Annotated in this window: 13 protein-coding genes; 4 read left to right on the forward strand and 9 right to left on the reverse strand. The window is 67.8% G+C overall.

Features of this window, described 5'->3' with window-relative positions; genetic code table 11:
* Positions 1–6 precede the first annotated feature (6 nt).
* The 8 genes from ACPTTF_RS20815 to ACPTTF_RS20850 all read right to left on the reverse strand — a co-directional run bounded on the left by ACPTTF_RS20815 (position 7) and on the right by ACPTTF_RS20850 (position 8,025).
* Positions 7–1,380 (reverse strand): efflux transporter outer membrane subunit, encoded by a 1,374-nt coding sequence (locus ACPTTF_RS20815; RefSeq protein WP_423368015.1) that lies wholly within the window; start codon positions 1,378–1,380, stop codon positions 7–9.
* A 13-nt stretch (positions 1,381–1,393) separates the two neighbouring features.
* Positions 1,394–3,451, reverse strand: coding sequence for a MacB family efflux pump subunit (locus tag ACPTTF_RS20820; protein ID WP_423368016.1), 2,058 nt, complete (start codon positions 3,449–3,451; stop codon positions 1,394–1,396).
* 2 nt (positions 3,452–3,453) lie between these two features.
* Positions 3,454–4,647: an efflux RND transporter periplasmic adaptor subunit gene (locus ACPTTF_RS20825; RefSeq protein ID WP_423368017.1), complete on the reverse strand. Its 1,194-nt coding sequence runs from the start codon at positions 4,645–4,647 to the stop codon at positions 3,454–3,456.
* 286 nt (positions 4,648–4,933) lie between these two features.
* Complete coding sequence (locus ACPTTF_RS20830) at positions 4,934–5,662, reverse strand: class I SAM-dependent methyltransferase (protein ID WP_423368018.1); 729 nt, start codon at positions 5,660–5,662, stop codon at positions 4,934–4,936.
* A 55-nt stretch (positions 5,663–5,717) separates the two neighbouring features.
* Complete coding sequence (locus ACPTTF_RS20835) at positions 5,718–6,299, reverse strand: HD domain-containing protein (RefSeq protein ID WP_423368019.1); 582 nt, start codon at positions 6,297–6,299, stop codon at positions 5,718–5,720.
* A 109-nt stretch (positions 6,300–6,408) separates the two neighbouring features.
* Positions 6,409–6,618, reverse strand: a complete 210-nt coding sequence (locus ACPTTF_RS20840) for a hypothetical protein (RefSeq protein WP_423368020.1) — start codon at positions 6,616–6,618, stop codon at positions 6,409–6,411.
* A gap of 117 nt (positions 6,619–6,735) precedes the next feature.
* Entirely contained in the window at positions 6,736–7,302 is a 567-nt protein-coding gene (locus tag ACPTTF_RS20845; protein WP_423368021.1) for a helix-turn-helix domain-containing protein, read from the reverse strand.
* 84 nt (positions 7,303–7,386) lie between these two features.
* Complete coding sequence (locus ACPTTF_RS20850; RefSeq protein ID WP_423368022.1) at positions 7,387–8,025, reverse strand: hypothetical protein; 639 nt, start codon at positions 8,023–8,025, stop codon at positions 7,387–7,389.
* 360 nt (positions 8,026–8,385) lie between these two features.
* Between ACPTTF_RS20850 and ACPTTF_RS20855 the strand changes: the two genes are divergently transcribed.
* The 3 genes from ACPTTF_RS20855 (at position 8,386) to ACPTTF_RS20865 (ending at position 11,400) form a co-directional block, all read left to right on the forward strand.
* On the forward strand, positions 8,386–9,789 hold the full coding sequence (locus ACPTTF_RS20855; protein WP_423368023.1) for an HdeD family acid-resistance protein: 1,404 nt from the start codon (positions 8,386–8,388) through the stop codon (positions 9,787–9,789).
* Between the two features lie 96 nt (positions 9,790–9,885).
* On the forward strand, positions 9,886–10,464 hold the full coding sequence (locus ACPTTF_RS20860) for a hypothetical protein (RefSeq protein WP_166961836.1): 579 nt from the start codon (positions 9,886–9,888) through the stop codon (positions 10,462–10,464).
* 204 nt (positions 10,465–10,668) lie between these two features.
* Positions 10,669–11,400: a ribonuclease T2 gene (locus tag ACPTTF_RS20865; protein ID WP_423368024.1), complete on the forward strand. Its 732-nt coding sequence runs from the start codon at positions 10,669–10,671 to the stop codon at positions 11,398–11,400.
* Between the two features lie 139 nt (positions 11,401–11,539).
* On the opposite strand, the gene ACPTTF_RS20870 is transcribed toward ACPTTF_RS20865, so the two are convergent.
* Positions 11,540–12,175 (reverse strand): isochorismatase family cysteine hydrolase, encoded by a 636-nt coding sequence (locus ACPTTF_RS20870; protein WP_423368025.1) that lies wholly within the window; start codon positions 12,173–12,175, stop codon positions 11,540–11,542.
* A 340-nt stretch (positions 12,176–12,515) separates the two neighbouring features.
* Between ACPTTF_RS20870 and ACPTTF_RS20875 the strand changes: the two genes are divergently transcribed.
* Positions 12,516–12,902, forward strand: coding sequence for a VOC family protein (locus tag ACPTTF_RS20875; RefSeq protein WP_423369852.1), 387 nt, complete (start codon positions 12,516–12,518; stop codon positions 12,900–12,902).
* Positions 12,903–13,053: the final 151 nt, after the last annotated feature.

The raw sequence follows: 13,053 nt of genomic DNA on the forward strand, positions 1-13,053 counted from the left end.
CGCCGGTCAGGACATCCCGCCGCCGAGCGCGCGGTACAGCGTCATCTGGTTGTTGAGCCGGTCCAGGCGCGTCTGTTCGTCGGCGCTTTGTGCGTCGCGCAGCCGCTGCTGCTGGTCGAGCCACGGTTGCACGGCGGTCGCGCCGGCCGCGAACTGCGCGGCAGCAAGCCGCTCGGCGCGCTGCGCCTGCGCCAGCGACAGCGCGCGCTGTTCGGCCTCGCGTTCGAGCTGTACGCGTGCCGACAGTGCGTTCTCGACTTCCGCGAGCGCGGTGTAGAGCTTCTGCCGGAACCCGACGACGGCTTCCTCGTACTGCGACTTCGACACCTTGATCTGCAGCTGCATCGTGTTCCACTGGATGAACGGCAGGGCCAGGCCGAGCCCGAGCGTACCGACCGGATTCGCGAGCACGCGCTCGAGGCTCGTGCTCGACGTGCCGGCCGCGCCGGTCAGCGTGAAGGTCGGATAGAAGCTGGTACGCGTCGCGTCGACCTGCGCGAGCGACTCGCGCAGCCGGAATTCCGCCGCGCGCAAGTCGGGGCGCCGGCCGAGCAGGCTGGCCGGCAGGCCGGCCGCGACCTCCGGCGGCGGCGCGTCGGGCAGCGCCGACGGTTCGACCGCGCGCTGCTGCGGCGGCCGGTCGAACAGGATCGCGAGGGCGTGACGGTTCACGGTGCGCTGCTGGATCAGGCGGGTCTGCGCGGCGCGTTGCGTGGCGAGGTTCTGTTCGGCTTGCGCCAGGTCGAGCCCCGACACGGCACCGGCCGTGTGCCGCGACCGGACGACCGCGAGCGTGCGTACCGCATACGCGATGTTCGCGTCGCCGAGCGCGATCTGCCGGTTCAGGTAGCCGATCTGCCAGTACAGCGACGCGGTCGTGCCGATCAGCGACAGCCGCGCGGCTTCGAGATCGGCGGCCGTCGCGTCGGCTTCCCAGCGCGCGGCGTCGCGCAGCGCGGCCAGCCGGCCCCACAGGTCGATTTCATAGCTGAGCGACGCGTTCGTGTTGCTCGACCGGCTCATCTGGTGCGTGTCGAGCGTGCGCGACACGTTACCGTTCGCGCCGAGCGATACGTTGGGCGTCAGGTTCGTATTCGCGAGCCCGGCCTGCAGTTGCGCGCGGTACACGCGGATCGCCGCGATTGCGAGGTCGTTGTTGGCACCCAGCGCGCCGTCGATCAGCGCGTCGAGTTGCGGATCGCCGAAGCTGCGCCACCAGTCGCGCGATGTGGCCGGCGCGTCGGCGGCAACCGGCGCCGTCCAGTTCGCGGGCATCGCGACGGCGGGCAGCGGTTCATGGCGCGCGCCCGCGCAGCCGGCGAGCAGCGCGGCTGCGCACGCGAATGCGCCGAGGCGCTGAAGCGGTGAGGAATGCGTCATGGCGGGCCTTGCGTCAGTCGCGCGCGAGCGCATCGATCGGATCGAGCCGCGACGCGTTGCGTGCGGGCATGAAGCCGAATATCACACCGGTGAGCGTCGAGCAGACGAACGCGGTCACGATCGCGCCGGCCGAGAACACCATCTTCCATTGCGCGACGAACATCGAGAACAGCGCGCCGAGCCCGAACGACAGCGCGATGCCGATCGTGCCGCCGAGCAGGCAGACCAGCACGGCTTCGACGAGAAACTGCTGCAGGATGTCGGACTGGCGCGCGCCGACCGCCATCCGGATGCCGATTTCGCGCGTGCGCTCGGTGACCGACACCAGCATGATGTTCATCACGCCGATCCCGCCGACGACGAGCGAGATCACGGCGATCAGCGACAGCAGCAGCGTGAGCGACTGGCCGGTCTTCTCGACGGTCTTCACCACGCTGTCCATGTTGTACGTGAAGAAGTCCTTGCGGCCATGGCGCTGCGTCATCAGCTTTTCGAGGCTTTTCTCGGCCGCGGCGCTCGGCTGCCCGTCGCGCACGCGCACGGTGATGCTGTCGAGATGGCGCTGCCCGAAGAGGCGCCCGCTCGCGGTCGTGTACGGCACCCATACGTTCAGGCTCTTCACGCTGCCGAACGCGCTCTTCTTGTCCGCCGTCACGCCGATCACGACGCACGGCACGTTGTCGACCAGGATCACTTCGCCGATCGGGTTGCGCGTCGCGCCGAACAGCTTGCGGCGCGTGTTCTGGTCGATCACGGCCACCTGCACCTGGCGGCGCACCGCGTCCTCGTCGAATGCGACGCCCAGCGCGAAGCGCATCCCGCGCGCCTGGAAGAAGCGGTCGCCGACGCCGCTCACGAGCGCGTTCACGTCGACATTGCGATAGCGCAGCAGCAGCGTGCGCGACGTTTCGGGCGTCGCGCTGTCGACGTACGGCTGCTCGGCGAGCGCGGCGACATCGGCGGGCACGAGCGTCTGGATCGTGTCGGCGCGGCTGTCGCCCCAGTCGGTGCCCGGATAGATGTTGATCGTGTTCGTGCCGATGCTGCCGATCTCGTCGAGCATGTAGCGCTTCGCGCCTTCGCCGACCGCGACGATCGACACGACCGACGTGATGCCGATGATGATGCCGAGCATCGTCAGCAGCGTGCGTAACCGGTGCGATACGAGTGCGATCCACGCCATCCGGCAGGCCTCGGCGAAGCGCCCGGAGCCGGCCGCGAAGCGTCGCGCGCGGGGGGCGGGATCGGCATGCGCATCGGGGCCGGCTGCTGCGGGCGGCGGCGTGTCGTGACGATCGCGGGAGGATGGTGTGCCGGCTGCCGCTTCGCTCGTTTCCGCTGTATCTGCGCCCGCGTCTACTTCCGCGAGGGCTTCCGCATAGTGCCGATTCGGCCGGTCGGCGACGATCTCGCCGTCGCTGATCTCGATGATGCGCCGCGCATGGCGCGCGACGGCCTTGTCGTGCGTGACGATGACGATCGTATGGCCGAGCGCGTTCAGTTCGTGCAGGATGCGGATCACGTCCTGGCCGCTTTTCGTGTCGAGCGCGCCGGTCGGTTCGTCGGCGAGGATCACCTGGCCGCCGTTCATCAGCGCGCGCGCGATGCTCACGCGCTGCTGCTGGCCGCCGGACAGTTGCCCGGGGCGATGGTGCGCGCGATCCGCGAGCCCGAGGCGCGCGAGCAGCTCGCGTGCGCGTGCGTGCCGCTCTGCCCGTGGTGTGCCGGCATAGATCGCGGGCATTTCGAGGTTCGCGACCGCATCGACGTGCGGCAGCAGGTGATAGCGCTGGAACACGAAGCCGAAGTGCTCGCGGCGCAGTTGCGCGAGCTCGTCGCTGTCGAGCATGTGCGTGTCGCGGCCGCCGACCGTGTAGGTGCCTTCGCTCGGGTGGTCGAGGCAGCCGAGGATGTTCATCAGCGTCGACTTCCCGGAGCCCGACGCGCCGACGATCGCGACGATCTCGCCCGCGTGGATCGACAGGTTGACGTTGTTCAGTACAACGACGTCCTTGTCGCCGGCCGGAAAGCGTCGTGTGACGGCAGCGAGTTTCAGCAGGGGCTGGCTCATCGTCACACCACGTCCGCCAGCGGCGCGTGGTCGTCAGCCGACGCCTCACCGATCACGACGCGTTCGCCGTCCTTCAGGCCGGCCAGCACTTCGACGCGCACGTTGTTGTTGATGCCGATGCGGATGTTGCGCGTTTCCGTGCTGCCGTCGGCGCGCTGCACGCGCACCGCGTAGGTGCCGTCCTTGCGTTTCTCGCCGAGGGCCGCGGCCGGAATGCTGAGCGCGTTGCGTGCATTGCCGAGCACGATGTTGACCTGCGCGGTCATCGAGATGCGCAGCCGGTGCTCGGGATTCGGCACTTCGAACAGCGCGTTGTAGAACACGGCCGAATTCGGCTTCGCGCCGCCGCCCGCGCCGCCGCCGAGCGCGCTTTGCGCTTCGGCGTAGTTCTGCGGCGCCGGCTCGATCGCGCGCAGCTTGCCGTAGTGGCGCTTGTCCGGTTCGCCGAGGATCGTGAAATACGCGGTCTGGCCGGCGCTCACGCGGATCACGTCGGCTTCCGATACCTGCGCCTTCACGGTCATCGTGTCGAGATCGGCGAGCTTCAGGATCACTGGTGCCTGCTGTTGCGCGATCACGGTCTGGCCTTCCTGCGTGACGATCGCGACGACCTGGCCGTCGATCGGTGCGACGATGCGCGTGTAGCCGAGGTTGGCCTGTGCGGTCTCGATCTGGATGCGGGCCGAGCGGATCTGTGCGGCGAGCGACGCGAGGGTTGCGCGCTGCACGTCGAGCGTCGCGCGCGCCGCCTCGAACGATTCGCGCGACGTGGCATCGTCGGGCAGCATCGCCTGCTGGCGCCGGAACGCGAGTTCCGCCTGCTTGAGTTGCGCGGTGGTTGATTGCTGCTGCGCACGCAGGCTTTCTTCACTGGCGCGTGCCTGGCGCAGCGCGTTTTCCGAGAGCACGGGATCGATCTCGGCGAGCCACTGGCCCTTCGTGACCTTGTCGCCGAGCTTGACCTTCAGCGACTTCAACTGCCCCGAGACTTGCGCACCGACGTCGACCTGCCTGAATGCCTGCAGCGCACCGGTGGCCAGCACCGCGTTCTCGAGATCGCCGCGCGAGACGGGCGCGGACAGGTATTGCGGATGCTTGTCGGGCGCGCACGCCTTCAGCGTGACGCCGGTGGCGATCGCGACGATGGCAATGGTAGCCAGCACGATGCGCCGGCGGCGATGGGTCTTCTGAGTCATGAGCGTGCGGCGAGGATGAAGCGATGCCGGCGATGCGTGCGGCTGCGCAGGACGATCCGGTCGGCGTCGCTTGCCGGGCGTGTTGCCCGCGACGGCATCCGCGTACGCATCGCACGGACGTGCCGGGTCGAATCAGCCGCTCATGGTAAGCGAGGAAATCACGACAAATCGTGTGGAAATTGTGCTGAATTGTGCGAACGCCGCGCGGGAGCGGATGCCGGGCGGCGTCATTGTTGCAATCTGTCAGCGCGACGGGCGAAGCCCCGTGCGCGCGTTGCGGCCTGCGTTATCGCTGCGCGGCGACGAGTGCCATCATCGGCCGGTCGCGTTCCTCGTCGAGTGCGGGCAGCGTATCGACCTGCTCCTGCGTCGGCCCCCATTCGTCGAGATGCGTGAGCGTGAAGCCTCTGCCGATCAGCAGGTTCACGAGCGTGCCGAGCGTGCGGTGCTGCTTGACGACGCCCGGCGCGAGCCAGTCGGTCACGCGTTCGCCTTCGCGCTGGTAGCCGTCGAGCGGCCACGAGCGGTTGCCCTGCGCATCGATGACGAAGCCGGGCCGGCGCGGCGCCGTGTAGACCGGATGCTCGATCGAGAACACGAGCCGCCCGCCCGGCACCAGCGCGCGATGGATCGTGCGCAGCAGCGTGTCGAGGTGCGCGATGTAGTGGAACGCGAGCGAGCTGTACGCGAGATCGAACGCGGCGTCGGGCAGCGCGAGCGTTTCGAGGTCGGCGCGGCGGTACGTGATCGCCGGGTGCGATGCGGTCGACGCCGCGCGTTCGAGCATGCGTTCGGACACGTCGACGCCGAGCACGCTTGCCGCGCCCTGATCGGCCGCCCAGCGGCTGAACCAGCCGTAGCCGCAGCCGAGGTCGAGCACGTGGCGGCCGCGCAGGTCAGGCAGTTGCGCACGCAGCGCGGGCCATTCGGGTGCGCCGTCGAGTCCGTGGACCGAGCGGTGCAGGCGGCTGTAGCCTTCGAAGAAGGCCGGGTCGTCGTAGATGTTCTGCGTCATGCGTAGGGCCTCGTGCGGGCGGGGTGCGCGTTGCCGCGCGCCCGGTCCCGCGAGCTTACGCGTGCTGCCCGCCCGCGTCGATCCGGCGTTGCGTATCGGCGTCGACGATGTCGCGGATCGCACTGAACAGCGGCGCGGCGTCGGTATAGCGGCGGCCGTAGCCGAGATTGAACGCGTAGTCGAAATCGGGAGGATTGCTGCCCTGGTTGTGCTGCAGGATCGTCTCCAGCTTGTCGAGCGCCTTCGCCGCGCGCGCTTCCGGCGACGCGGCCGCTTCATATTCATCCCACAGCGCGACGATCTCGTCGCGCAGCACGCGATCGAGCGGCGCGGTGAGCGTCAGCAGGTCGTCGCGTTCGTGCGCGCTTTTGCCGGGGTGCGCGGCCTGTTCGATCGCGGGGATGTCGCCGTGCAGCGCCTCGCCGAGATCGTGGACGACGCACAGCTTCAACAGCTTCAGCGTGTCGGGGCCGGGCAGCGCGTCGGCGAACACGAGCGCCATCAGGCACAGCCGCCAGCTGTGCTCGGCCGTGCTCTCCGCGCGCCCGCCCGACGTGTAGCCGCTGCGCAGCACATCCTTCAGGCGTTCGGCTTCGCGCAGGAAAGCGAGCCTCGCGTGGATCGTATCGGGGTTCATGGTTGGTGTCCGTGCGATGAGCCGTCCAGCGTAATGCGGGCACGCACGGTTCGTCCACGCATGAAATATGCGTGGTGGCGGGATTGAGGGGGGGCGCCTTGTCGGGCGCCTACTTCACGAAAAGTCCGGCCCAGCAGAACAGCGCGAAGAAGCCCGTCTGCACAACGACGATCAGGCTGAACAGGTAGGGGTGGCTGCGGCGTGTCACGCGCCTGCCGCCGGCGTTGGCCACGCCCGAGCGAAGCGCGATCAGCACGGCGGCGCCCAGATAGAGAATGAACGCGACGATCACGAGTTCCCGCAACACAAGCCTCGACATGTGGCATTTCCCCTGGGCGTGCTGCCATTCACGTTGGCATCTTTTGCGTGGCGTGCCGGATCCGTCGAAGTACGCCGCGCCGTTGCCCGCATGCGGTGCTTCGTTGCGGACCGGCGCTTACGCCTCCTGGAGCGTCTCGACGAGCCGCGCGGCCGCCCCATCCGACAACGTCATCCGTGTCCACCGGCACATGCTGCCGCGGATCGGCACGACGCGCGACGCGTTCGCGCCGGTGTCGAATTCGACGCTCGGCGGCCCCGCTCGATCATGCCAGCCGAGCGTATCGAGCGCGGTTTCCATGCGGACGATTTCCGGCGTCGCATAGCGCCACAGCGACGTGCCGCGCAGCATCGACAGCGGCTGCGTGAATTCGGCCGCACGCGCGGGCGAACAGGCGAGCAGGCGGTGCGTGAGGTCGCACACGAGATGCATGCGGCCCGCGCTGCCCGCGACGAGCCGCGCGAGCGCGTGATTGCCCGCGGAATCGAGGCGCGCGGCGAGCAGCCGCTCGGCCGTCGCGCGCTCGTCGGGCGACATCTGCTGCAGGCCGGCTTCCCAGCGCGAGATCGTCGATTGCGCCACGCCGAACAGTTCCGCCGCGTGGCTCTGCTTCACGCGGTGCAGCGCCCGCCAGCGCTTGAGCTGCGGGCCTAGCGGCGGCGTGTGTAGCGGTGACGCGGTCATGGCGATGCTCCGGTTGCGGTCGTCGGGTGCGCTCGCGTGCGGCGGTCTGCCGTCACCGGCGCAACGGCGGCGATGAACGTGCCGTTACATGATCCTGAGGCCGCCGTTCGCTTCGAGCGCGATGGCCGCGAACGGCACGAGCACGATGCCGCCCAGCACGAGCACGCCGTCGGCGGCCACCGTGATCGGCGTGGCGAGGATCCGCAGGCCCATGCCGACGACGGACGGCGATTCCCTGATGTACACCGAGTACCGCTGGTTGAACGGTTGCGCGGTGCCCTTGTCCTTCTCGGCGAAACCTTCCGTCGAATAGCGCTTGCCGTCGATGTCGCCTTCGAGCACGAGGCCGGCCGGCTCGGCGGTGAATCCGTCGGCGCTCGCGGCCTGCCGGGCGTCGTCCGGCGCGTCCTTCGGCAATACGATCCGGTAGTGCCCGGTGATGCTGCCGCCGCGCGCATGAAAGTCGGCAAACGTCGTATGCAGCGATTTCCGGTAGCCGGACAGCAGCACCGGCCGCAATTGCGCCGGCAGATCGAAGATGTAATGGTAGTCCGTGCCGAGGACGACCAGCTTCTTGCCGTCCTGGGTGATCATGAAGCCCGAGACGTATTCGCGGTATGCGTTGTCCTTGTACAGCTTCGGCGTGAAGCAGCCCGACAGCGCGAGGCTGCTCGCGGCCACGCCGGCGGCCAGCAGGCGCCGGCGCGTGATCGATGTTTTCATGGATTGTTGTCCCGTCTGGTGCGGTTCGGCGGCTTGCGCCCTCGGAAGCCGGATTCTCGCGTATCCGCCGCGCGTTGTCGAACGGGAAATCTGCCTGGGCAGCGCTGCCGATCCCGCGGCATCCGGCGCATGCCGGCCCTCCAGGGCCTGCCGACAACGTTTCCGTCACGCTTTCAACCGCCTTCGCCATATCTTATTATTCGGCCAGTGCGGAGGCGTACCGGCCGCCAACGGTCATGTCGAGGCATGACGCGCCGGTATGAGTTACCGCCTTTCGGCCGGTGCGTCGCACGGCGCGCGGTCGAAACGACAGGAAACGCATGGCCAGCGCGTTTCCCGAAAAAATCACGAGAGGGCGCGATGGTACGACTGGTCTTGCTGCTGCTGGGCATCGAATACTTGCGCACCCGCTGGCGCGGGCTGACCGTGCTCGGCTGGGTGTGGGTCGTCGCGGGCGTCGTGATCTTCGTCGATGCGCTCGACGGCGCGCTGCACTTTCCGATCCAGATCTTTGCGTGGCTGTTCCTGATCGAGGGGCTCGCGACGCTCGCGGTGGCCGGCAGCGGCGTCGGCGGGCAGCGCATCCTGCGCTACGTGAAGGGGATCGTGGTCGTGGTGGCAGCCGGGCTCGTGTTCGCCGGGCATCACCACGGCCATTTCCTGCTGTCGATGATCTTCGGCACGCTGTTCCTCGTCGACGGGGTGCTGCAGTGCACCGCCGCGTGGATGGTGCGCTATCGCCGCTGGAACGTCGCCTTCGCATGGGGCGTCGTCGAGATCCTGCTGGCGATCTTCTTCTACCAGCCGTACCCGACCCACTACGTCGGCACCGTGCCGTACTGCCTCGGCCTGCTGCTGATGTTCGGCGGGATGCACATGCTGAGCCTCGCCGCACGCGTGCGGCGACTGACGCGCAATCCGGCGTTCGCGACCTCGCCGGCACCGGCGCTCGCGCCGGACCTCGACGATGCGCGCGACCTGCCGCATTTCGCCCAATCCGAATGGGACGGCCCGCCGGCCGACGGCGAGCATGCGCTCACCGTACACGTGTGGACGCCGACCGGCACGTCGAAGGCCGAAGCGCAGCGCTACCCCGTGATCGACCGCTATATCGCGGCGGTGGACGTCAACGGCGTGATCTCGACCGGGCACGCGGCGCTGGAGTCGCCGGAGGGCATCTATATCAGCCTGTATCCGGGCGTCGAAATCGATCGTTCTCCGGACGAATTCACGCGCATCCTGCGTGCGACCCGCGAAAACGACGTGCCGGGCCTGTTCCAGCCCGACTACGCGACCGAGTCGAAGGCGTGGTGCCCGTCGACCGTGCGCGTGCGGATCCGCAACTACGATCCGGCGAAGCTGGACGCCTTCTGGTTGTCGTACCGGCAGAACGTGACGTACAACCTCACGCACCGCAACTGCTCGAGCACCGTGTCGAACGCACTCGAAGCCGCGCTCGACGGCGCGGTGTGGCGGCTGAAGGGCGCGCGTGCCGGGTGGAGCGCGTTCGTGCGGCTGCTGCTCACGCCCGAGCTGTGGGTTGCCGCGCAGATCCGCAAGCGCGCGGTGACGATGGCGTGGACGCCCGGGCTCACGCTCGACTATGCGCGTGCGCTCAGCATGCTGGCCGATCCGCGGCCGTTCGCGTGGTGGAAGGTCGCGCGCTCGGCCGTGAAGGCGATCATGGTGTCGCGCCGAACGTGGCGTGAGCAGGACAACGCAGCGATGTCGCCGGGCGGATCGGAGGCTGCGTCGTTGAAGTGATCGCGTGCCGTCGGATGAGGGCCCGGCGTCACAGAGGCCGCGATCGTGCGGCCCGGCGATGTTGCCCGCCACAAGAACCCACAGATACAAACAACAATGAACAAGACGAGAGCATTCCGCATCCTGATCCCCGCCGCGCTGGCGTTGACGAGCGCCGGCTTCGCGCAGGCGAGCGCGGACGAAGTGCCGCGCATGAGCAACGACGTGTACCGCACCTCGGTGTCGTTCTGCTCGAACGTCGCGGCTGCCGAGAAGATCGAGTGCCAGGGCGACATGATCGCCGCGGGCAGCCGGATCGTCGCGGCGATCGGCGGCCTGCCGCCGGCATCCGCCACGTCGATCGACGAAGGCGCGCGCAACAAGCTGCCGGCGGCGGAGCGCAAGGGGCTCGCGCCTGTCGAGCCGGGCGCGATCGACAAGGACGACGACCTCGCCGGTCTCGCGGGCATGGTGCGCCTGTGCGACGTGTACGAATCCGAACCGGCCTCGCGCGCGCGGCATCACGCGGCGTTGAAGCAGCAGGCGCCGGATGCGGCACCACGCGTCGAGGCGTTGCTGGCCGATGCGTCGACGGCGGCGCGCCAGCGCGTCAGCATCGGCGTGTGGCAGATCCTCGCGCTCGAAGGCCCCGCATCGGCCGCGCGCGCGTGCACGCAGCTGGGCGCGGGATCGTGAGCGGCGGCGTGCCATCGGCATGGTGGTACGCGTCGACCGTGTGACGCAGCGCGCGGCGCGGCGGCGCGTGCCCGCACCCGCGCCGCGGGACATCATTCGTCCACCTTCACATTCGTGCCATGTTGCGTCGGCAACAATCGCGGGCAGACATTCGACAATCTTGCGGCGCATCCCGCGACCGCAAGCCTTTTCCGAGGAAACGCCATGCTCAAGACGCTCGCCCGCGCCGCTGCCGCACTCGCCGTCGCTTCCGTTTCACTGCACGCCACCGCGCAGACCAGCTACGACTACCTGTTGCTCGCCGCGTCGTGGGAGCCCGGCTTCTGCGCATCGCACGACACGCCCGAATGCACGAACCTCGCCGGCACGTATGCGGCGACAAGCCTGTCGCTGCATGGCCTGTGGCCGAACAACTACGACGGCAACCAGCCGTTCTACTGCGGCGTGCCGCAGAACGACATCGACCTCGACAACGCGCACCAGTGGTGCAGCATGGACGCCTACCCGATCAGCAGCGCGACCCGCAACACGCTGTCGACGTACATGCCGGGCGTTGCGTCGTGCCTCGACAAGCACGAATGGTTCAAGCACGGCACCTGCTCGAACTCGGCGTCGCCCGATGCCTACTGGAACCAGGCGTCCGGCATGATCAGCCGGCTCGGCAATACGTCGTTCAACACGTTCCTGCAGGCGAACGCGGGCAAGACGGTCACGCGCAACCAGTTGCTGTCGGCGTTCGAAGGTGCGTTCGGCAGCAATACGCGCAGCGCGGTGTCGCTGAAGTGCACGAAGACGAATGGCGTCAGCTATTTCACCGAGGCGTGGATCGCGGTGAAGACCACTGCGGCCACGCAGTTCCCGAGCGCCGCGTCGCTCGTGACGGACGGCAATACGCAGGGCACGTGCCCGACGTCGGGTGTGTATATCGCGAAGTAACGAGGAAGGGGCGGCGCGCGCCATCGCGCACGCCGTCGCCCGTTACGCCTTCGACGGGATGCCCGGCCACAGCAGCCGGGCCGGTTCCGGTACGTCGCGCTGCGGCTCGGCTCGTATGCGCATACGCGTACACGTGCGCTTACGCGAGCAGCCGCAACGCGTCCTCGAGCGACAGCACCGTCGTGCGCGATTCGAAGGCGGTGGAGAACAAGTGGTCGTGCACCACAGGGTCCGGGTCGTAGCAGCAATCCTTGACCGTATACAGGCGGAAGTCCGCGTCGCTCGCGTGGGCGATCGACGACAGCATCACGCCCGTCGACGCGATGCCGACCATGATCAGCGAATCGACGCCTTGCTCAACCAGCCGCGCTTGAAGATCGGTGCCGAAGAACACGCTGGCGCGATGCGCGACGATCAGCGGCTCGTCGGCTTGCCGGCCGAGCTCCGGGCATGGGCCGTCGTCGATGAAGAGGCCGAGCTGCTTGATCCCCTGGCCGTTCTTGTTGCGCGGGCTGACTTCCGGATAGCCGGGGCTGAACCGGAGGTTCGCGAACCAGACGCCGATGCCGCTTGCCCGCGCGGCATCGCAGAGCCGGCGCGTATTGGCGAGCAGCCCGGGCGCGACCGTCGGAAAGAGGCCGAGGATGTCGGTCTGGTAATGCATGACGAGCAGCGCCGTGCTTGACGGCACGATGGCGGGAATCGGCGCGGATGGGTTGTCGCCGGGGTTCGTGCGGGGTGTCGTTGCGATATCCGGTGCGTTTTGCCGAGTCATGAGTGAGGGTCTCCGATAGCCCGCGGGGAATTTCAGCGTCCCCAATTTGTACCGGAAAATCGGGTCGGCTGCCGATGCGATTTTCGTAGGGGCATGTTGCCGCGTCGCGCGGCAGTTTTCGTCACACCGACGCCGCGTTTGCGCGCGGCCGCAATATACTGGCGAGCGCTTGATCGACCAACGGTCGGTCGCGGCAGGGCGATGCCGATGTCGATGTCGATGGTCGGCTGCAACCGTTCGCCGCTGCCGGTTCGCTGTTTTCGAGTGGATCGTGTCCGAAGAGGCAAGGCCCGGCGCGATGCCATTTCATGTCACGTTGCGCCAACACGAGCTACACGTCATGCCAGTTACCGGATTCAATCACTACAATCTGCGGGCGGATCGATCGACACTCGATGTGCTCCGCGATTTCTATGTCGACATCGTCGGCTTGCAGCAAGGGTTTCGTCCGCCGTTCAAGAGCTTCGGGTATTGGTTGTATGCGGGCACGCAGGACGTGCTGCATCTGACGGAAGCGCGGCCGGACGAGTCGCGCCCGTCGAACGTTGCCAATACGTTCGATCACGTTGCGTTTTCCTGCGCGGATGCCCACGAAATGGAGCGTCACCTGACCGACGCCAACGTGGAATTCACACGCGAGTACGTTCCGCTCACGGGCCAGGTGCAGATTTTCTTCAACGATCCGTGCGGCAACGGCGTCGAGTTGAACTTCGCGCAAGCTGAATGAGTGCGCAGGGCGTTTGCGTTCAAGCGACGCGTGCCTCATTGGGTTCGCGTCGGGGCTGATCGTTTCGGAAGACCGATCGCTTCACCATTTTCGGCGGCGGCTCGAATCCGGAGTCGATGCGGATGGTTAGACGGCGGCATCGGAATCAATG

Origin of the sequence: Burkholderia crassaminum, from assembly GCF_964265005.1 — a bacterium.
Lineage (GTDB): Bacteria > Pseudomonadota > Gammaproteobacteria > Burkholderiales > Burkholderiaceae > Burkholderia.